We start from the raw sequence: 21,461 nt of genomic DNA, 5'->3' as shown, positions 1-21,461 counted from the left end.
CAAAAAGGCGTAGTTGTAAGCTCATAATTTTGTCCCGATTTGAATGTTGATGCGAACTGGGGAGGGAAATAAATTCAGAGGATTGATTTGTCGCCACATAGACATAGCCAGCACAAACACCCCCGCCGATGCGAGTACGAGTGCGATGAGTTGCCCAAAATCAACCCAGTCTAAAAAGCTGGTGGAATTCTGGCGGGTAAAACCACACACAGGGAACGACCCGTCGTTAGTCCAATCTAGGGTGTCTACAGTGTCTACAGCTTGCGGGTCAAGCAGTTCAGGTATTGTGTCTACAGTGTCTAGCACCGTGTCTAGTGTGTCTACAGTGTCACTGTCTACAGTGTCTACATTCACTGTGTCAAGCGATTCACCGTTAACGAGGTACAGTTCTAGCAGCGCTTCCCACGTAGCAGTTTTACTGAGTTTCCCAAACTGTCTGGCGTCTTCGTTGGTGAAGCCACGGTCAAAGGCGATCGCCTTTAATTGGTCAATACGTCGGTAGCTGACGATGGGTTTAGTCATGGCAAAACCCCGCCAACTCAATCATTAAGAGTTGCGATCGTCCGCAAAGACAATCGGCTGAAAGTGGCATAATTTATAGGCTCCAAACGTTGCTGTAAAACGGTTTGGGGAAGTCGTGGTTTGGCTAGCAGTTCCAAGTGCTCGTCAACCGCGCATCAATCTTCCTTAGTTACTCACGATTGCAGGCTTCTCCCCTCTTGTCAACACAGGGACTGTAAAGTTTTGTGTCCCAAAAGTTGCCCGTAGAATCAACATCATAACAGCATCAAAGCGGCCGTAAATGCTCCAATATTTTGTTATCTAGATAGTGGGAATTAATAATACTTTCCGACGTATCGCACCAGCGAGCAATTACCGCAGATGGGATACCTTGCGCCAATTGTTCGCTAATAAAAGTATCCCGACAAGAATATGGCGTAGTAGGCTTATAACCAGGTTCCCGCGTCTTGTCAGTGATAGGTACAACTATCTTGTGCCAAGCTCTTTGAGAAAAATTGCTGTAGTTGATTACCTCTCCGGTAGGAGAAGAAAAAACCAATTCTTTAGAGTCAAACTGTTGTGGCTTGATTGACACTAAAAACTCTTTCAACTCATTGTTGCAAGGGAATTTTCGGTGTTTGTTATTTTTACTGCCCTTGCTCTCAACCGCTTTGCCCTCAATGAACTGAATACTGCCGTTGAACAAAACATAAGAACAGTCGGGCGAGATATTCCCCCAAATCAAGCCGATAGCTTCGCTAGGACGGCAACCCGTTAAAAACCAAAACTTTACCAATGGGTAGTATGTGTGGTAGCAGTGTCCGGGCTTATTTTTGTGAGACTCAAAAGCTTGTAGCACCAGCAACTTTTCTTCAGTGACAAAACCATTAGGGGCGGGGTCGTTTTGCCAGTTGTACTTAGGCAAATCATTAGCCATATCTTTGTAGGGACTAACAGGCAAAGTAATCAACCTATGCTTAATACCCCAACTAACAGCAGCATTTAAGTGGGTGAGAATGCGCTTAGTCATATCCCCCGTTGTTGTCCCTAAAAGGGCTTCGCGAACTTCTAGCGCTTGCAGAATATCCGAAGGACATTTAGCTATGTGTCGCCCCAATGTAGTCCGCAAGTAGTGCAAAGACTTTGGCTTGAGCGCACCCTGCTTGTAGTTTAAATATTTGTCCCACAGCTCTTGTAACGTCAGACTTGTTGCCCCAAATTTAGCCTGTACCAGGTTACTGCTGTGTTTGTGGGGTTGGACAGGCTTGTATTTGCTTAAATCATTTGGGTCAAACATTCCTCTAAGGATGTCAAGCTCAATCTGCTTAGCCTTGCATTCTGCGATCGCTCGGTTTTCCAAAGTATCCGACAGACCCATGCACACAAACTTATTTTTACCCCCGTAAAGCTCGCGAGGTAAATGAAGGCGTAGCAGACCTCGGCTTACCATCACCCCTACAGTCCCTTTTTTCCGACGCTGAGATTTGTTTACTTGCATGGTTAGGTCATTAACTCTACAGGCCTACAGTACCAAATTGTTTCGCATTTGTTTCGCATTTGTTTCGCATTTTGCATGACAAAAAACTAAGAGGCTTACGTAGAAAGAGATAGAATAGTTTTACACTCCTGCCTTCTAAGCAGCGAGCCGCAGGTTCAAGTCCTGCCGTACCCGTTACATAAATTTAATGAGATCAAGGGTTTCAGCAGTTTTATCCCGCCAAGAAAAGAGAGGCTGAGATCTTATTTGCTTCGGATTTGTTTTGGATGCCCGAATCCGAAACAAATCCGAAGCAAAAGCCCCACCTGCCAAACCGGGCGAATCTTCCTGCTTATGGGCGATCGACACTGCTACCTTTCTGAGTATAGGTTTGCCACAGCCGATGTGGTATCATAAAAAGTCTATTGTGTCAATAGCCTAGATCCTGCGATGTTCAAACAGCACCAGCAGCAGGTTGTGGGCCGAGTAGCCCTCAGAGGTTATCCTTAGTAATCAGGCTAGTTTCCGACAGGTTTGGATATGTTCCCAACAACTCTATTTCATGTTCCCCAAAATTTAATGCTATTACTCGACCGCAGCCCGATCGACCGATTAAAGCCCCTATTGGCGCAAGCAACCGGAATGCCTATAGTTGCATCGGAAAATACGGCAACAATTGCGCTCGTATTGGTCGCTCTGGGAATTCTGGGTTGGGGATTTTATCGCGCCAGACCTTTTGGCAAACTGGGAATTTTGGCTTGGTTGCAGTCTGTTGCGCTGATGAGTCCCTGGCTGCTGTTCTTTGGTTTGTTCGCTGCCGGAATTTACCTCAATCTAGTTGCGGTATTGTTGCTGCTAGTGGCATCCACGGGATTGTACATTTATCTGGGCCGGCAATTGCGTAAGGCTGCATCTGATACAGTGCTGCCGCGGCCGGATGCTGCTGAGGTAAAGTCCCAAAGCGATGCTTTCTCGGCTCCTGAGTCGCAGGGACCACCAGGCCCAGAAACCATTAAGATCGTCACCTCGTCGCCTGCGAATAATGAATCAGAAATAATTCCCGTTCCAGTTGAAGACCTCAAGGCAATTAAAGGCATCTTTGGAATTGATACTTTCTTTGCCACAGAAACGATTCCCTATCAAGATGGGGTAATCTTGAAAGGGAATCTCCGGGGAGACCCAGAACAAGTACACTCACGTTTGACGGCAAGTTTGGAAGAAAGATTAAACGATCGCTACCGTCTATTTTTAGTAGAAAATCAGGACGACAAGCCAGTAGTTATTATCTTGCCCAGCACCAACGACCCGCAGTCAACTACCCTATCTCAAAAAATCCTAGCAGTCGTGCTACTGCTGGCAACAATTGCTACCAGCTTGGAAACAGGCGGTTTGCTGCTGGGTTTCGATTTCTTTAACTCGCCGGCTAGATATCTAGAAGTTTTGCCAATTGCAGCCGGAATTTGGGCGGTTTTAGGCTCTGGGGAAATTGCTCGCCGAGTGCTGGCAAATCGGTACAAGGTTGGCTTGAGTTGGCCGTTTTTTATACCAACTTTGCAGATAGGTTGTTTTGGAGCGATCGACCGTTTTGAGTCGCTGTTGCCCAACCGTAAAGTTTTGTTTGACATCGCTTTTGCCGGGTCAGCGGCTGGGGGAATAGTTTCTGTGCTAATGCTGGTAACGGGTTTGCTGCTGTCTCACCCCGGCAGTTTATTTCAAATTCCCGCAGAATTTTTCAAGGGCTCGGTTTTGGTGGGAACTTTGGCAAAAGTGGTTTTGGGTTCGGCGTTGCAGCAGCAGATTGTTGACGTTCACCCGCTGGTAGTTATCGGTTGGTTGGGCTTGGTAATAACGGCGATTAATTTGATGCCGGCGGGACAGTTGGACGGGGGTAGAATCGTGCAAGCCATCTACGGTCGGAAAATAGCCAGTCGCGCTACTTTGGCGACTTTTGTGGTGCTAGCCATCGTTTCTTTAGTTAATCCTTTGGCTCTGTATTGGGCGATCGTGATTCTGATTTTACAGCGGAATCTGGAGCGGCCGAGCCTCAACGAGCTGACTGAGCCTGACGACGCTCGCGCGGCTTTGGGCTTGCTAGCTTTGTTCTTGATGATTGCTGCCCTGTTGCCTTTGACTCCGGCTTTGGCTGGCCGTCTGGGAATCGGGAACTAGCAGTAGTCGGGCATCTTTGGTAATAGGCTCTTGGGTTGCGGTAAATTAGTGGAATATAAGAATTGAGCGATCAAACTGGTAACTGAAGGGCGATCGGGTTCCTAACTACTAATTTCCAATTAAGACCCCCGCCCAGGGCAATTTATCTACTACCAAAAGTTGATTTTTTTATAACCCAAAATTTGTTTAAACTTGATCGATTAAGTTTAAATAACTTATCTGAGCCTATAGGATAAAGTCATGGCTAATCAACTTCCTCCTGTATTGGTAACTTTTGATGCAGATGTTTTAATGACTGGCAGAACCCAAGTGTGGCAAGAATATTCCAAAGTGGGAACTTGCTATATCCCGGAAGTAGTGTACGACGAAATAGATCGTCTGACAGGGCAAGCTGTGGAAAAAGCTCAAGAGCAAGTAGCTAGAGAATTTATGCGATTTTTTGCCGACAGCGGCTGGATTGCAACTGACGCTCAGGAAACACACCGAGCTCTCGAACCTTCGATCAAAAATCAAAGCAAGCCAGCAATGCTCGTGGTTGCCACGGCTCAGTGCGTTTATGGTTTGGCGACCGAACACCCGGAGGCATTGGTGATTTTTGTGTCCAACAGCCAGCCTCTGCTGAAGCGGCTGGCTTCTGTAGGGGCTACGAATCTCTGCGGGATTACCGGGGCGATGCTGTTAAACTGGGCGAGGAAAGGGGAACGCCCGCCGGCGGCGACTCAGCAATTGCAAAGTTTGATGCGTACCCTCGCCGAACGCAAATCGACTCAGCGCTCTAACAGCAGAATTCAGGATGCTGCTGTAGGGACAACGGGGACTTCTGGTAGCCAGTTAACGGGGACGCGCGGCGCTTCTGAATTGAAGTCGGCTAGCAGTTTTACTAAAACTAATAAAACGGGTTTGACTGAGAAGCGCAGTGCGAGTTCCCGGCCCAAAACGCCGCGGCGCAGTCGCGAGGAATCGAGAGATTACGAGCCGGCTGTATATCGAATGAAACATATTACACCTCCGAAAAAAAGGGACAGCGGTTTTCTGTCTACTGTGTTCAATTTTTTGGGAGCGTTATTTTTCTTGACCGTAGCGGTGGGTATTTTGTGGCGAGTGTTCGATGTTAGGGGTTTTAGAAAGACTTTTGTGCCGGCTCTACCGCAGCCTGTGCAACAATTTGTTAAGTCGATCGACCCTAAATAATCTGGTTTGCTGAAAATTCTACCTTCAGATCCGGCTGAATTCTGCCTTCGGAAACTGCGATAGCACGCTTGGTTAACAAATCGGTTCGCTACCCTAAATATAGCGGTAAGCTGCTTGTGGCGTACGCTACGTTTAGAGTTCCTGGCCTGAGTCCGCTGGGAATTTTCAACGGCTACTATCACAACAGAAGATGAACGCTTCACTTTACCGAGCAAAAAATGCCTCGCCATGCTGAACGGGAATGAAATAATTAGTGGATTAGCACTGGCTTTTGGGGGTTTTGCTTATGCTTTAGTCTTTTTTGTTCTTCTTCCCTTCAGACAGTACGATTATGCAGCACCACTTGCGGCTATAGCAATAGCGATCGCCCTTACTGTAGCAATGAATTTGCTACTATCTGCATCGTTGCTAACTGGCTGGAGTTGGGTGGCTGCATTATTTGGTTTTCAGGTAGCCCTCATATTTTTTGGTAGCGTTTTTTTGGAAGATGGGCTGTACCTGCCAAATTTGTTGTTTTTGGGAACTATGATCGTAGGATATGTGAGCGTTTATACCAGTTTTTCACAACAAAAAACACTGGTAATTGTGGGTTTATGTACAGTATTTTTCCTAGCTTTAATGTACTTCTCTTTGATTGGTGGCTATGTGATCAAAGGCAAAAATCCGTTTCAGGGTTCTTCTACCCAGATGCTGCCGCTGTTGAATCAAAGGGTAGAAATTATCACCGACAATCCCAAACAATTTTATTTTAATGGTAAAACTGGCGAACTCACGCATATTTACCGTTATGAGGTGACTGTGAAACTAGATTCTGGAGGAGACGAGAGATTGATGTGGCCCTATGTCGATGTTTGGTGGCAGGATATTAAGGCTGCTAGCGAACAGAAATTGCAGTAATTTATATCGTTTCTGGTTGCATCGGAATAATACAATTGAGTCAACAGTTAACACTCAACCATTCAGTTTTTTGACCCAGAGTCAATCGATTTTCGATTTTCGATTTTCGATTTTCGATTGAAGCATTGACCCCACGGATAAATTCGGGGGGCAAGTTTCATCGGATACAGGTTTTTTCTTTCTCCACCGATGAATGCGGGGGCTTGCATCTTGGATGCTTGATTGTCAACAATCAACAGTCAACAGTAAACAATCATCAGGAGTGCAACCGGAATTGATATCATTCACTATTTAAAGCTGGTGCTGTTCCTTCTACAGGTCGAATAATGGCCGGTTTGTTGGTAGATTGTTGCTGAAAAAGTGCCTTGAGTGCCAAGTCAAGATTTTCTGCCATGACTATGCGGTTTTCGTAGACAGCAATAACTCTGACTAAAGTTGGTAAACTATTGCGCTCTGCTTCTAAGTAAAGAGGTTCCACATACAGTAAAGATTGTTCGATAGGAATTACTAATAAGTTTCCTTGAATGGCTTTTGAACCCTGGCGATTCCAGAGAGATATTTGTTCGGAAATAACTGGATCTTGGTTAATTAAAGCTTCTATTTGTTCCGGGCCGTAAACTAATCGCTGTTTGGGGAACAGATACAACAGCAATTTTCCGTAATTGCCACCATCAGATCGCCCTGCAATCCAAGCAATTAAATTGTTGCGGCTTACTGGTGTAAATGGCAGCAGCAAAATAAATTCTTCTTCTGTTTCCGTTGGCAGTTTCGTAATCAAATAATATGGTGCTACGGGCTGCTGTTCGCTGCCATAAATTTCACGGGGAACTCGCCACAAATCCTCCCGATTGTAAAATACTTGCGGGTCTTCCATATGATAAGCTAGCAAGCGTTCGGATTGAATGCTCAACAAATCTACTGGGTATCTGATATGTGTGCGGAGAGCCGGAGGCATTTTGTCAAGGGGTTTGAAGAGTCCGGGAAAGATAGCAATCCAACTGTTAATAATGGGATCGGAGGGATAGGCAACGTAGAAGTCAACAGACCCGTTGTAGGCATCAATCACTACTTTGACGGAGTTGCGGATGTAGTTAAACTCATGATTTCCCGGGTCAGAATACGGATAGCCAGGGCTCGCTGTGTAGGCATCGATAATCCAGTAAAGATAGTTGGGAGATTTATCAGTAGCCGAGGGTGAAGGTTTAATCTTGTTGCCATTGTCCTCCCTGGCTTTTTCTATGTCATCATTGCTAAGATTGGCGTTTGCTACTACTAAATACGGGTCGGAATCGTAGCGCAAAAAAGGAGCGATCGCCCGGACTCTTTTATTAATATTTCGGCGGTACAGCAATTTAGTTTCTGGCGTAAAATTGCGGGTAAGCGCCATTTGCCAATTTTTGAGATAATTAGCAAACAGCAAGCGCCGCCACATAGGACCGATCGCAATTCCGCCCCTACCGCTGTAAGTATTGTAAACATTTTCTTCGCCACTGGGATAGTCGAATTCTGCGACTTGTGTGGGCGCCATCACGTCTGTATCGGTGATTTCGCCGTAGTAAATTCGCGGGAAGCCGATCGGAATACTGGCCCTAATTCGATCGCTAGTGACTTCCAAAGCAGTCTCTCCTTTCTGGGCTGCAACTCCAATATCTTTGACAAAATAATCGGGTAAACCGCCGACACCGACTCTGTTTACGGGAGAAAGAGTAAAGCCGTAACCGTGAGTATAAACTAGGTGTTCGTTCACCCAAGTTTGAGCATCGGGGGCAACTGCTGTGTAATCTAATTCCCGCGCTGCCAGAAACACTTGTTGGCTTTCCGAATCTCCCTTTTGTGCTTTTTCATTTTTGATTGTGTAGCGATCAATATCGGCATCAGGAAATGTATAATATGGTCTGATTTGCTGTAACTGTCGGGTGGTTTGCAGCAGCGGTCGCTTGTCCCACAGGCGGATGTTGCTGATAGTAAGTTGATTTTTTTCTAAGTCGGCATAAGTAAGTTTTCCGGCGGGATCGAAAGTTTTTATTTCGATTGTGTTGAGGTCAAAGGCTTCTTGAGTAAAGGCAATGCTGCGCTGGATATATGGCTTCTCTCGTGCTAGTTCGTTGGGTCTAACTAGGAGTTGCTGCACAATTTGTGGCAGCAGGAAAACTCCCAAAAAACTTAAAGTTAGCCACGCTAAAATAATCTTTTTTATGAGTTCATTTTTAATTTTGAATTGGTAAACCTGCCACAGCATCAAAAGTGCGATCGCCCCCGCCAAAATACTCAAAAATCCATACCAGGGCAGCCGCACCGTCACGTCAGCATAATTCGCCCCGTAAGTAACGTCTCCCCGCGAATACAGCAATGCGTAGCGCCCCAGCCAGTAGCGGAATGCGGCGGCTAGCATTGAAGCTGCACCCAACCCGTACAAGTGCCGCTGCTGCGATCGAGAAAACCCCAAAAATCTCCCTTGACTCAGGCTATTTCCTGACAGCAAATATGTTAAAGCACAAGATACTAAACTGTACCAAAATACAACTGTCAGCCAGAAGCCTAGTAAATCTAAAATTGGCAAAATAAATACATAAAAGCTAATGTTTTGATTAAAAAGAGGGTCGGTTGTGTTAAAATTAGTAGGGTAAAAACATTGCAAAACATTGGTCCAGCGACTGGTGGCAATAAGCCCGATCGCCAAACTGAGAAAAAGGGCGATCGCCTGCAGCAAAAAATCAGGCTTAATTGCCACAGCTAAAATTGTCCCCAGCAGCAAGCCCAACTGCCACCAGTGAGAAAATAGCTGCACCCCTATTTGTTGGATTGACTCAATTCCCAACTGCACAGGCGACGCAGGTAAATTGTCAGCTATACCCAAATAGGTGATGCTGCTTGCAGCTAACAGCCCGCAGTGAATTACTATAAAAGTTGCGATCGAACTCAATCCAAATACTGCCAACAGCAGCCAGGAAAAGGTAATTTGGGATTTAGCAACAGGTATTTCGTAATTCTTCCCAATATTCTTCCCCGTTTTGTTCGCCCTCAGTGAAGCCAATAGCGCCCCCGCAACCGGCGATTTCATTTCCTCTGCGGGATGTTGCAGGCGGCGGGCTAAAGCCAAATTTCCGAGCAAAAAGACAGAAGAAACGGCAATTGCGATCGCCCCCAGCAACCCTTGAGTTTTCAGCTTTAAGAGAAAAACCTGAAGATATCCAACTTCCTGAAACCAGAGAATTTCTGCAGCAATGCGGGAGGCAAACTCAACAACCAGCCATAGCCCCCCAATCAGTAGGATTATTTGATAAATTCGCCTATTAGTCATTAGTTATTAGTTATTAGTCATTAGTCATTAGTCATTAGTCATTAGTTATTGGTTAAATGATAACTGATATCAGGTTTGAGCAAATTACCCTCCCGAATGATGCTTTTGCCGCAAGGGTTGGAGGCATTTTTATTCATGGTAGTCGATCGGACATAATATGATATCATGTCCGATCGATTAACCATAATATCCCGGTCGGGGCGGGTTTTTGAGCTGGTCAATTATTGGCAGGTATTGTTGGCGAACCCTCCCCTACAAAAATCGCGGTCGCTCGACCGGACATGATATGACACCTGCTTTCGGGTCAAGGGCTAACTGCTTTCCTGTCAAATGACTAATGACTAATGACTAATGACAAATTAGCTGTACTGCTGATTGACATCCACATCCAAATTAAACAGTGTTTGCAAAGTTTGCATCGCTTGCCGCCGCGCCTCAATATCCTGCTGAGCGCGCAACTGTACCATCGGATCGTGCAAAATCTTATTCACAATCCCCCTTGTTAAAGATTCAATCACATCTTGATGTTTCTCCGAAAATTCCGAACCCAGACGCGATAAAGCTTTTTCTAACTCTTGTTCCCGAATCAATTCTATCTTATCCCGCAAACAGCTAATAGTAGGAACAGTTTCCAGACTGCGCCACCAGAGATCGAAAGCCTCTACTTCCTGTTCGAGCAAGCCCTGAGCTTCCATTGCCATTTTGCGGCGGCTTTCGTGATTTTGAGCTACCACTGCTTTCAAGTCGTCCACATTAAACGATCGCACATTAGCGAGTTCGTTCGCATCCGAGTCAATGTTGCGCGGCACAGAAATATCCACCAACATCAAAGGGCGATTCGGGTCTAAAACCGCTTCCAATTTAGCTTTATTTAACAGCGGATCGGTAGCTGCCGTACTGGTAAAAACCAAGTCAGAAGCGGCAATTATCTGCATCATTTCCGAGAGCTGATAGAGGTGCAATTGAGCATCTTTAAACTGACCGGCCAACTCCAGGGCGCCCCGCACAGAGCGGTTAACGATCGAAATATGGCTAGCTCCTTTTGAGAGCAAATGCTGCACCAAAAGCCGCGACATTTTGCCAGCACCAATAATTGCAATTTTGCTGCTTGCTAAATGCTGACCCTTCATTTGAGCCAATTCTGCCGCCGCCGAACTGATAGAAACTGCACCGGTACCGATGCTAGTTTCCGTGCGAACTCGCTTCCCTGCTGTGAGAGCTTGCTTGAACAAGCGCTCTAAAATTCTGCCTACACCTTTGTACTGCTGGGCGAGTTTGTGAGTTTGTTTCACCTGAGCCAAAATTTGTCCTTCTCCGAGCACCAAACTGTCGAGGCCAGAAGCCACTCGCATCAAGTGCATCACCGCATCTTCGTGCAGCAAAATAAACAGGTGAGGGCGCAAAGACTGCAAAGGAACTTTACTGCATTCCGAAAGGAACTGAATAACCTCTCGCACACCAGGCTCCGACTCGCTGGTAACAATATAAATCTCTAAGCGGTTGCAAGTGCTGAGGATGGCAACCTCTTGAATGTGCGGATAGCCACGCAATTGGGCGATCGCGGCTTCAACTTTCTGTTCTGGAATGCTCAGTTTTTCGCGAACTTCAACCGGCGCTGTTTTGTGGCTGAGACCTATGACTGCAATATTCATATCTGTGATTTGTCACTATTTCTTGCTTAGGTGTTAACAGTCACCTGTTATTAGTTATTAGTTTATCGCTAATTGCTAATCACCGGTGACTGTTAACCGTTAACTGTTAATTGTTAACATTTAACTGTTAACCACTAACTAATCACTAATTCAATTGCAGAGATTTAGGCTGGTCAAACATATGGATTGTATCCACAAACCGAGCAGTCTTCGACTGAGAAGAAATTACCAAACTTTCAGTGCGAGCGCCGCCGCCAAAGAAGCGAACTCCATCCATCAGCGTTCCGGGGGTAATCCCGCAAGCTGCAAACAGAACTGTTTCTCCAGATGCCAGCTCTTCAGCATTGTAAATCTTGTCTGGGTCTGTGATGCCCATCTCTTTCAGGCGGGCGATATTGCTCTCTTTGCTTTCACCGATCAAACCAGTTTTTACGACAGCCGGATCGTAAATTAACTGCCCTTGGAAGTGACCGCCCAAACAGCGCATTGCTGCTGCGGAAATCACACCTTCCGGTGCTGCACCAATACCCATAAGTGCGTGGATGTTGGAACCAGAAAACGCGCAAGAAATCGCTGCCGAAACGTCGCCGTCGCTGATCAGCCGAACTCTTGCACCCGCTTCCCGAATTTCCTTAATTAAACCTTTGTGCCGATCGCGATCCATCACGACCACTACCAAATCTTCAATACTGCGGCCGAGGCAATCAGAGATAATTTTGAGGTTTTGAGTGGGCGTTTTGCGAATATCTACATGATTCTTAGCAGCCGCAGGAGCAGCCAATTTGTTCATGTAAAAATCCGGTGCCGCAAACAAACCACCTTTTTCAGAGATTGCCAAAACTGCCATCGAACCGTTTTGACCGTAAGCTACCAGGTTAGTACCTTCGCAGGGGTCCACAGCGATATCAATTTCGATCAATTCATCTATGTTGCAGACATCTTTGGCATCTTCGCGGGTACAAATACCTACTTGTTCACCGATGTAAAGCATGGGTGCGTCATCGCGTTCGCCTTCGCCGATGACGATGCGGCCGCGCATATGAATTTTGTTCATGCGCTCCCGCATGGCTTCTACAGCCACTCTGTCGGCTTCATCTTTTTCGCCTTTGCCCATCAAGCGAGCGGAGGCGATGGCTGCCTGCTCAACTACTTCGATAATCTCTAAACCGATTACATTGTCCACGAACTAGATCCTCTCAACTGCTGATGCGTGCCTTGTGCTCTTTTGCACTCCCAGCAATCAAGTTTATCAGAGGCGGGGATCTGTGCGAGCGCAAGCAGTTGCCTAGTTTGTGTTAACTTTTGCTTCTTTGAGACTGGGGCTGGAAAATCTGATCCCAACAAGCTCAAAGATCGATCGCAATACTTCACTGTTGCTTGGAAGATCGCACGCTAGCCCCGTCTGAGGGCTAAATCGCGGACTCCAGAGGCTCCGGGGGAGCGATCGGCTGTTTCAGGCAACTTGTCATTCCGAGTGCCGTTAAAGGTTTTATGATTAGTTTGCGATCGCACGATTTCTCAGAAACCTAGTTGCTAGACCGGATTTATCGTTACTAAACCCAACATTTTGGTGGAAACCGGGTTTCTGAGGGTAAGTCCTAATGACGATCGCAAATCAAATGGACAGCCCCAAATCGGGACGCAGTAGACTTTATCAGCGGGAAGGAATAAAAAATGATGATGAAAGCCCAAGATATTATGACAACAGAAGTTGTTACCATTCGCGGTTCGGCAACTGTAGCTGAAGCGGTGGCGATGATGAACGAACTGTGTTTGCGCGCGTTAATTGTGGAACGCCGCCACGAACAAGACGCCTACGGCATTGTGACGGAAACGGATATTGTTTACAAAGTAACAGCCTACGGAGTAGACCCGCAGAAAGTCCGCGTCTTCGAGATTATGACCAAACCGTGCATCACGGTGAATCCCGACCTGGGCGTGGAATACGTGGCGAGGCTGTTCGCCAATACCCGAATCCGCCGAGCTCCGGTGATTAAAGACAAACTGCTGGGCATTATTTCGGTAACGGATATCTTGACAAAAAGCGATTTTGTCGAGAAGCCGAAAAGTGTTTTATTTGAGGAACAAATCGAACAGGCGATCACGGATGCCAGAACTATCTGTGCCGAGAAAGGCGCTACTTCTAGAGAGTGCGCGGTAGCGTGGGACATTGTAGAGGAAATGCAGGCTGAGGCTTCTCACCAGCGATCGATGAAGCTTGAGAAAACGGCTTTTGACGAGTATTGCGAGGAAAATCCCGAGGCGGCTGAAGCGCGGATGTACGACAGCTAATTTAATGATTAGTGATTAGTCATTAGTTATTAGTTATCAACTCTTATGTATGGATTGATAACTAATAGCTAACGATCGGAAATAGCTTTTTTTAGGCTCGCCTCACGAAAAATAAAAATCTTAAGTGTTTGGCCCAATCATATAAAACACGTTCAGCTTATTCCCATCTAGATCCCGAAAATATCCCACATAAAACCCCGGTAACGTGCCTCTTGACCCCACTGCTCCTTCATCCTTAGCGCCAAGTTCGATCGCTTTGTTATAAACTAAGTTGACTTTTTCTGGACTGTCAACTTGAAGTGCGATCATTACGCCATTACCAACAGTTGCTTCGTTGCCATCAAAGGGTTTTGCAACAGCAAATCCTGGCATCTCTGGAGAAACGCTCCATGCGATAAATCGGTCGAATTCCATGAATCGTTGAGCGCCAATTTCCGCAAGCAAAGTATCATAAAACTTGGCTGCACGTTCAAGATTGTTGGTGCCGACTGTAACGTATCCAATCATATTTTTTGTCCTCTAACTGATGTTAAGATAAAAAAATGTTTGAGCAAATAACAACTGAGTTAAACTGATCCTTAGAAAACCAAAGCTACAACTCAAACATCATTTTACATCATAACTGACACTATCTCGGTGTTGTCCGCTCCCATCATTTATTGCCGATCGCTAATACATTCGGGAGTGTCTCTAGTTGGACTGTTGACGATCGCACTTACCGCCTTTGCTTTCATCGCAGCAGCATAGGGCTTTAACAAGGGCAAAACTTCCTGAGCATTTTTAACAGCAGGATCGAGCCACTGTTCCCAATCGCTGTCGGGGAGAATCACCGGCATTCGATCGTGCATCGGCTGCACTGTTTCGTTAGCAGCGGTAGTAATTATACTGCAAGATACAATGTTTTCTTTTTCTGGAGACTCCCAATTTTCCCACAAACCGGCAAAAGCAAAAGGTTCGCCGTCTGCCTTTTGAAAATAGTAAGGCTGTTTGTTCTTTCCCTGCTGTTGCCATTCGTAGAAACCGTCAGCGACTATCAAACATCGCCTGTGCTTGATGGCGCTACGAAAAGCAGGTTTTTCGGCTACAGTTTCCGATCGCGCATTGATCATCTTGCTGCCTATTTTCATGTCTTTTGCCCAACTTGGAATCAAACCCCAGCGCATAAATTGGAACTGTCGCTGCATTTGCTCTTGAGAAACTGTGACTGTGGCAACTGATTGAGTTGGGGCGATATTGTATCGCGGTTTGATGTCGGGAACTGCCGAAAGTTTGAAGAATTCGGCTATGATTTGACCTGAAGTAGTTAAAGTGTATCGTCCACACATAATTTATAATTGGTATTAACAAAAAGGTAGATTGGGATTTACCGTTGGGCGGGGCGGGTTTTCTAGATTATGCGTGTTAGGCAATGATTGTTGGTAAAACCCGCCCCTACGAGACATCGCGATTTACCGCCCAAGCGGGGCGGGTTTTGGAGATTATTCGTGTTAGGCAAAGATGGTTTGTAAAACCCCACCCTACGAGACATTGCTAAATTGTGGAACAGTCGCAGACAACCATTCGGCGCGCAACTTTTCAATCGCTAACTCTTTAAATTTAGCTTCTACTTCAATCCACGGAGCCTGATAATAGCAATTAGGCATTTCTGTAATTAAATCGCTGTGGCGCGGATCGGCAAAAAATTCTCTGCCATTCGATATGTGCACTAATTGCCATTCAGGAACCGACCAACTTGTGCGGGCTGCTGCGAGCATTTCGGCAACGCTGGGATCGTCGTAAGTTTCTAAATGTTCGTGAATGACGTGGTGGTGGGCATCAAAAACCATTGGTACGCCGGTATCGAGACAAACTTCTAAAATTTCCGAGGAACTGTAAGCGTATTCGTCATTTTCAAAGGTTAAGCGCGATCGAATTGATTCGGGTAAATCGCGGATGACTGATTTGAGCTGCGAAGCGCGATCGCCCTTGCCGCCGTGAATGTTCATCAGTGCCAGGGGCGATCGGGGCTGTCCCAACATATCTAAAATTAAAGCATGAGTGGCAAGAATTTTAATGCTGTTTTCAACTACAGAAAGCTTGTCGGAACTGAGGACGACAAATTGATCCGGGTGGAGTACCAAGCGGATGCCCAAAGACAAAGCGCGATCGCCGATAATCCGCAATTCCTCAGTCATGGAATGTAGCACTGCTTCCCCCAAATCTGTATCTGCAAAAGGGAACAGTGCGGAAGTCATGCGGTAGAGCTTAATTTGATTAGCACAACAGAAGTCGATCGCTTTGTCAAGCCGCTTTAAGTTGTCTGTATAAAGCTCGCGCAATACTGTTTCTTGTTCAGTTTCTGTAAGTTGCAACAGTCGCTTCCGTGTGACCGTGCGAAAGCGAACTGCATCGGATTTTGTAATACAGACTAATCCCAATTCCGGCAATTTTTCCTGTTTCACTACTTGGTTCATCCCGCTCATTTAGTAATAATCCCTAACTTTAATTTTATGTTAAATAGGTTTCTCGTAAGGACTTGAGTTTTTAGTCTAGAAGTTTTTAGGTACTACTCAACTTGCCCAAATAGTCCGCCGGAGATTCAAATCCCTGGCGGACTATGGAAGTGCAAGATGTAATTAGTACAAACCTGATTTTTATCAAACCTCTAATCAACCGCGTCGCAGATAGCATATCGATGACAATTTAATCGATATAACTATTGCTGTTCTTCGCCAGACTCAGCCTCTTCGTCGGGCCGCGCGGTGGCAACAGGATTTTCCATTGCTTCGTTATGGAACGGATAACCCGATGTTTCTTGATTTAGCGGGTCAGCGGGTTGGTCGTCAGGGGATGTAATTTGACCGTTAGTGTTGGTATTGGGTTTTGTGGAAGAACCTTTATGGCTGGCGTGGCCGCTACTCATCTTTTTTTCCTCAATTAGGTTTATGGAACAATTTCTAGCTTAGACTTAGCGGCTGCAGGCGATCGCCTATCTTAAGTCAGAGATGTTGCTTAATAGTTGAGGATGCTATATCACTCCTCGCATCAATTGTGAAATATTTCTCTTCTCTTCTCAACATAGCCGTCAAGAAAGTCTTTGCGGTTCGTCGTTCACAAAAAAAGCCAGTTTCGCGCTTTCCGAAAGAATTGCTATATCTCCTGCTTTTCCCTATTTCCTCTTTCCAATCAACTCCGCAAACGCCCTGATCTGAGAATACTAATAATCAACCAAAAACCCAAAAAACTCGCCGCCCCAAACAAACCAGTGCTCAGAAAAGATAGCTGAGAAGTTTGCGCGTTAGAAGAAATAATTGCCGCCCCCACAATCAGCGAACCCACGACAATACTAAAAGAAAGTCGGTTCGCAGAATCCCCCAGAGTGCGGCGTAGCGGATCGAGTTCTTTTAGTGTCAAGTTCCACTTCAAAGTTTCCGAAGTAACTCGGTCTAAAAGCACTTCCACTTGTCGCGGAGATTGCAAAGATAAGCTTTTGAGATCCAGAGCAGTTCTCAGCAGAGCTTGTATCGGATCATCTCCTAATAACTGACGCCGAAACATATCGGTCATCAGCGGTTTCACCTGCTCTACAATATTAAACCGGGGATTAAAAGAGCGCGCCAGCCCTTCCAAGTTAGCTAGAGTTTTTGCATACAAACCGAGATTGCTGGGCAGTCGAATTTTATTTTTTCGGGTGATTTCCAGCACCTCATAAAAAATTTCCGACAAGTTCATTTGCGACAAGCTGACATTGTAATACTTGCGGAGCATTCTAGCTAAATCGTTCTCTAGATTAACTAAACTTGTCGGCTGAGCAAATTCGGCCATTTCCAAAGTTAATTGAGCGCAGCGCTGAGCGTCTAAATCGACAATTGCCAGCAACATTTCGGTCAAATTCTGCTGAGTTCGCGGGTCTAATCTGCCGACCATGCCGCAGTCTAGCAAAGCTATGCGGCCGTCTTTGAGATAAAATAAATTGCCGGGATGCGGGTCTGCGTGAAAGAATCCGTCGATGTACAACTGCTGGAAGAAAACGCGGCAAAGTAGCGTTGTAATTTCTTCGCGTTCGGCATTTATATCTCCTTTGTGGCGAATTCCTTGCAAATCGCCTAACAAAATCGGGACTCCGTTCAGCCACTCCATTACTAAGAGTTTTTTTGTAGTTAACTCCCAGTTAATTTCTGGTAGGACAACTTGTGTGGGGTCAAACCATTTACTTTTAGATAAATTGCGGCGCAGTTCGTCTGTGTAGCTGGCTTCTTGAATGAAGTCGAGTTCTGCACGCAGGGCGATCGCAAATTCTTCTGCTAGGGCGACAATATCGTATTGTTGACCGAAGTCTGTGAGCATGACAAGTTCTGCCAAACCTCGGAGCACGGCGATGTCTTGTTCGATGACAATATCAATACCGGGGCGCTGAACTTTGAGGGCGACTTCGCGACCGTCTTTTAAAGTAGCTTTGTGGGTTTGGGCAATGGAACCTGCGGCGATGGCTTCGGTGTTAAATTTGGCGAAGGTATTTTCGAGAGATTGTGTGAGTTCCAGGCGGACGATTGCTTCTACTTGCGACCACGGTACGGGCGGTACTTCCGCTTGTAGCGTGGAGAGAGTTTCGATATAGCTGGCGGGTAAAAGGTCGGGACGGGTGCTCAGCAATTGACCCAATTTGACAAATACTGGGCCTAATTCGACGAGGATATTGCGGAGAACTGCTGGAGTTGGGAGACTGGGTGCGTCGGTTTTGCGGCCGGTTAGGAGGCTTTTCATGTAGTCCCAACCGTTGCGGAAGACGACCTCTAGAATTTCTCCTTTGCGAGAATTGTTTTGAACTAGGCTAAACAAGGGGCCTCCGGGTCGATCGGGTTTAAGGGCTATATAACTACTAGGATAGCGCTGTTGACCGGGCTGACCAGTGTCTTGGGGAATAACTTGGGGGAAAGGGTGGGAATGCGCGTGAGAGCTTTGGGGTGTGGGGGCGATCGGTTTTTGTCCGTGGCATTGCTCCTCATAGTAATATACAGTTAAAGCAGACATGATATTTTTATAATTAAATTTATTTAATTGAAAAATTGTGTTAAATACTGGAATGAGTAAGTGATCAAATAACCCGAGTCTAAATGTGTTTAAAACCGTATAAGAGACATGATTGCCATCCAATTTCCTACCAACTCGATCGAATTATCCATCAACTTAACTGACGAGCAATTTTTTCAGCTTTGTCAGAACAACCGCGATTATCAATTTGAACGTACAGCATCCGGGGAATTAATTATTATGCCACCGACAGGCAGTGAAACTAGCAAGCGCAATATGGATCTCTCGTATCAACTTCGAGCCTGGAGTCGGCAAAATAATCTCGGAGTTGCCTTCGATTCTTCTGGAGGCTTTAGGCTCCCCAATGGTGCCGATCGCTCTCCTGATGCTTCTTGGGTCAAAAAAGAACGCTGGGATGCTTTAACACCCGAACAAAAAGACAGTTTTGCTCCTTTGTGTCCTGATTTTGTTGTTGAGTTGCGTTCTCGGACTGATTCCTTGAAGAAACTTCAAGAGAAAATGCAAGAATATATAGAGAACGGTGCTAAATTGGGTTGGTTAATTGACAGGCAAAATCGGCGGGTAGAAATTTATCGCCCCGGTCAAGATGTTGAAATTCTCGAAAATCCTGCCACTCTATCAGGTGAAGATGTACTGCCTGGTTTTGTGTTGAATTTAGAAGAAATTATGTAAATAAGTAAATATTAATGCCCAACACAGATTCAAAAACGAATGCCTGGATAAACAGTGATGAATAGTTGGTGTATCCGCCTTCAGAATCCGTGTCGTGCTGCCTCATTTCACTCTCACAGCAAATCTTTCAATTTCTCATCTTCTCCCAACACTTTAATTACCTGTTTTATCTCTTGCGTCCTATCCTTTTTCACAATCAAAGTTACATTGCCATCTCTGACAACTACGACATCTTCTAAACCAATGGTGACAATCACCTCATTCTCATCGGCTGCATAGAAAATGCCACCTTTCGTATCAATTCCGACGTGTTTTGCTAACTCCACATTCGGCTTATCTCCTTGCAGCAAACGACCGATCGCATTCCAATCTCCCAAATCGTCCCAGCTAAAGCCTACGGGCAGAACACAAGCCTTTTGCGTCTTCTCCATCAGCGCGTAATCGATGCTAATTTTGGGTAATTCCGAGTATGCCTGCGCGCCTTTTGCTTCCAAAGCTGCCATCATTTCCGGTACATGATTTCGCAATTCTGTCAAGACTGTTCCAACTCGAAATACAAAAATTCCGCCGTTCCAACTAAACTTGCCGCTGGCTACAAATTCTTCAGCAGTTGTGCGATCGGGCTTTTCGGTAAACCGCGCCACTCGATAGGCCGGAAAACCCCCAAAACTGCCAATTTCCTCGCCTTGTTCGATGTAGCCGTAGCCGGTGGAAGCATAACTCGGTTTTACTCCCAAAGTGGCGATCGCATCCTGATTGTTCGCCAACTCCGCCGCCGCCTCCAAAGTCTTGATAAACTCCTGTGGTTCCCCAATCCAGTGATCCGCCGGGAAAAAACCCACCACCGCATCCTCACCGTAACGCTTCGCAGTTTCTATAGCAGTCCATGCCACCGCCGGCGCAGTATCCCGGCCCTCCGGTTCCGCCAGCAAATTCTCAGGAGGTAACAGCGGCAACTGTTCGCGAACCCCCGCAGCCAACATTTCCGACGTTACCACCCACAAATCGTCCCAGCCGTTACCTAATGTTAATAGTCTTTCTGCTGTAGCTTGCAGCAAACTCTTGCCGCTACCGTCGAGACTCAAAAACTGCTTGGGGCGCTGTTTGCGACTCAGTGGCCAGAAACGTTCACCTTTACCGCCGGCCAGAATCACAGGAATTAAGGTTCTACTCATTGTTTAAAGTTTAAATAGTTCACGTCCATTTTGCCCTGAGACCCGATATGGTGTTTGTAAAGAATTACTGAGGGAGAATAATGGTTGACTTTTGACTGTTGACTGTCTCACCCGAAATGTAGGGTGCGCCTAGCGCACCTTACCCAATATAAAACAAAAAAACTCTCGTTAAGGAATCATTGAAAATTGCTATAGCGACTAGCAATTAGCCATTACCTATTACTTCGACAATTCGACGTTAAGTTCGTTCACGACACGGCGTTTGAGCGGGATTGATTTTTCTCTGGGTAGCAAGTCAAATACTTTCCGAAAAGCATCATCTACCTGTTCAAAGGGTATTTGTCCTTTCTCATTAAAAACTACTTTTCCCGATTGGTCGAGGATGACAGTTTGAGGTACGAAACCTTCGTAATAATGGCTTGGTTCGGTGATTTCTGGTGACGGTTGCGGAGGCAAAGAGTCAATTGTTATGGGCATAAAATCGGCTTCGCGACCGTAAAATTCCTGGAGTTGAGAGACGACGATCGCGTATTGCTTGGAGTCGCTGCTGTCATCAGTGTAAAAAACTAACAGTACGGGTTTATGACGTTTGAAAGAATCTGCAATCTTGACTTTAGGAGGAACTAGGGAACCGTTGCCGGCGTAGAGGGCAAATATTGTACCGTCAAAGCGATCGTCCGTAAGAGTTGCCAAGGCTGGGGCCGTTCCGCTTAGCAGTATTAAGCTAAGTGAGATCGCCACTGTTGCAAGACTGGCTGACAAGATTCGCCTCAGCCAGCGGATGCCTGAAGCAGCAGTAACAAGTGAATTTTTGTTCTCAGGAAATATCATAGGTTGTTGGCAGTTGCTGTAAGGAAAGCGAAATCAGATGCAAAAACTTTCCTAAGTTTATCAGCAAAATGTAGGCAAATGTTCTTGAGTAGGTTAAAGTAGTTTCGGCTCGATGATCATAAATTGCTGATAGTGGCGATCGACAAGGCGATTCTACAGGCAGAAGATCACTATTTGCGTTCGGCTTTTCAGCGGCGGACTGGAACTGTCCGCGCCACAATAAAATTTATTTGTGGTGGGGTGAGCTTCTAGCTTGCCAGAAGGGAGCAAGA

At 45.9% G+C, this 21,461-nt stretch carries 17 protein-coding genes; 5 read left to right on the top strand and 12 right to left on the bottom strand.

What is annotated here, in order from left to right; all coding sequences use genetic code 11:
• Nucleotides 1–21: 21 nt before the first annotated feature.
• Together QUA36_RS17170 and QUA36_RS17165 are read right to left on the bottom strand one after the other, a co-directional pair.
• Nucleotides 22–522: a hypothetical protein gene (locus QUA36_RS17170; protein ID WP_333458498.1), complete on the bottom strand. Its 501-nt coding sequence runs from the start codon at nt 520–522 to the stop codon at nt 22–24.
• A gap of 265 nt (nt 523–787) precedes the next feature.
• The gene (locus tag QUA36_RS17165) at nt 788–1,999 is read right to left on the bottom strand and encodes a tyrosine-type recombinase/integrase (RefSeq protein ID WP_333458497.1); all 1,212 of its coding nucleotides are present in this window, start codon (nt 1,997–1,999) and stop codon (nt 788–790) included.
• Between the two features lie 519 nt (nt 2,000–2,518).
• On the opposite strand from QUA36_RS17165, the gene QUA36_RS17160 reads away from it, so the two are divergent.
• The 3 genes from QUA36_RS17160 (at nt 2,519) to QUA36_RS17150 (ending at nt 6,235) form a co-directional block, all read left to right on the top strand.
• On the top strand, nt 2,519–4,147 hold the full coding sequence (locus tag QUA36_RS17160) for a site-2 protease family protein (protein ID WP_333458496.1): 1,629 nt from the start codon (nt 2,519–2,521) through the stop codon (nt 4,145–4,147).
• Nucleotides 4,148–4,387: 240 nt separating this feature from the next.
• Entirely contained in the window at nt 4,388–5,338 is a 951-nt protein-coding gene (locus QUA36_RS17155; RefSeq protein ID WP_333163988.1) for a PIN domain-containing protein, read from the top strand.
• Between the two features lie 228 nt (nt 5,339–5,566).
• Complete coding sequence (locus QUA36_RS17150) at nt 5,567–6,235, top strand: hypothetical protein (RefSeq protein WP_333458495.1); 669 nt, start codon at nt 5,567–5,569, stop codon at nt 6,233–6,235.
• Between the two features lie 280 nt (nt 6,236–6,515).
• On the opposite strand, the gene QUA36_RS17145 is transcribed toward QUA36_RS17150, so the two are convergent.
• The 3 genes from QUA36_RS17145 to glpX form a co-directional block, all read right to left on the bottom strand.
• Nucleotides 6,516–9,536, bottom strand: coding sequence for a UPF0182 family protein (locus QUA36_RS17145; RefSeq protein ID WP_333458494.1), 3,021 nt, complete (start codon nt 9,534–9,536; stop codon nt 6,516–6,518).
• A gap of 359 nt (nt 9,537–9,895) precedes the next feature.
• Nucleotides 9,896–11,188, bottom strand: a complete 1,293-nt coding sequence (locus QUA36_RS17140) for a glutamyl-tRNA reductase (RefSeq protein ID WP_333163994.1) — start codon at nt 11,186–11,188, stop codon at nt 9,896–9,898.
• A 145-nt stretch (nt 11,189–11,333) separates the two neighbouring features.
• Nucleotides 11,334–12,371: a class II fructose-bisphosphatase gene (gene glpX, locus QUA36_RS17135; protein WP_333163996.1), complete on the bottom strand. Its 1,038-nt coding sequence runs from the start codon at nt 12,369–12,371 to the stop codon at nt 11,334–11,336.
• A 491-nt stretch (nt 12,372–12,862) separates the two neighbouring features.
• Between glpX and QUA36_RS17130 the strand changes: the two genes are divergently transcribed.
• On the top strand, nt 12,863–13,480 hold the full coding sequence (locus tag QUA36_RS17130; protein WP_333458493.1) for a CP12 domain-containing protein: 618 nt from the start codon (nt 12,863–12,865) through the stop codon (nt 13,478–13,480).
• Between the two features lie 120 nt (nt 13,481–13,600).
• Here QUA36_RS17130 and QUA36_RS17125 read toward each other — a convergent pair whose 3' ends face one another.
• From QUA36_RS17125 to QUA36_RS17105, 5 genes are all read right to left on the bottom strand, one after another.
• Entirely contained in the window at nt 13,601–13,987 is a 387-nt protein-coding gene (locus tag QUA36_RS17125) for a VOC family protein (RefSeq protein ID WP_333114010.1), read from the bottom strand.
• 149 nt (nt 13,988–14,136) lie between these two features.
• Nucleotides 14,137–14,805 carry an SOS response-associated peptidase gene (locus QUA36_RS17120; RefSeq protein WP_333458492.1) on the bottom strand — a complete coding sequence of 223 codons (669 nt, stop codon included), beginning with the start codon at nt 14,803–14,805 and terminating at the stop codon, nt 14,137–14,139.
• A gap of 192 nt (nt 14,806–14,997) precedes the next feature.
• Entirely contained in the window at nt 14,998–15,933 is a 936-nt protein-coding gene (uvsE, locus tag QUA36_RS17115) for a UV DNA damage repair endonuclease UvsE (RefSeq protein WP_333458491.1), read from the bottom strand.
• A gap of 242 nt (nt 15,934–16,175) precedes the next feature.
• On the bottom strand, nt 16,176–16,382 hold the full coding sequence (locus QUA36_RS17110) for a hypothetical protein (RefSeq protein WP_172190898.1): 207 nt from the start codon (nt 16,380–16,382) through the stop codon (nt 16,176–16,178).
• Between the two features lie 263 nt (nt 16,383–16,645).
• On the bottom strand, nt 16,646–18,298 hold the full coding sequence (locus QUA36_RS17105) for an AarF/ABC1/UbiB kinase family protein (protein ID WP_333458499.1): 1,653 nt from the start codon (nt 18,296–18,298) through the stop codon (nt 16,646–16,648).
• 300 nt (nt 18,299–18,598) lie between these two features.
• On the opposite strand from QUA36_RS17105, the gene QUA36_RS17100 reads away from it, so the two are divergent.
• Nucleotides 18,599–19,183 (top strand): Uma2 family endonuclease, encoded by a 585-nt coding sequence (locus tag QUA36_RS17100; protein WP_333458490.1) that lies wholly within the window; start codon nt 18,599–18,601, stop codon nt 19,181–19,183.
• A gap of 113 nt (nt 19,184–19,296) precedes the next feature.
• On the opposite strand, the gene QUA36_RS17095 is transcribed toward QUA36_RS17100, so the two are convergent.
• Both QUA36_RS17095 and QUA36_RS17090 read right to left on the bottom strand, forming a co-directional pair.
• Entirely contained in the window at nt 19,297–20,358 is a 1,062-nt protein-coding gene (locus QUA36_RS17095; protein WP_333164023.1) for a mannose-1-phosphate guanylyltransferase, read from the bottom strand.
• A gap of 219 nt (nt 20,359–20,577) precedes the next feature.
• On the bottom strand, nt 20,578–21,189 hold the full coding sequence (locus QUA36_RS17090) for a thylakoid membrane photosystem I accumulation factor (protein WP_333458489.1): 612 nt from the start codon (nt 21,187–21,189) through the stop codon (nt 20,578–20,580).
• Nucleotides 21,190–21,461 lie beyond the last annotated feature (272 nt).

Origin of the sequence: Microcoleus sp. Pol10D4 (assembly GCF_036701555.1) — a bacterium.
Lineage (GTDB): Bacteria > Cyanobacteriota > Cyanobacteriia > Cyanobacteriales > Microcoleaceae > Microcoleus.
This window is presented reverse-complemented; position numbering and strand designations above follow the sequence as displayed.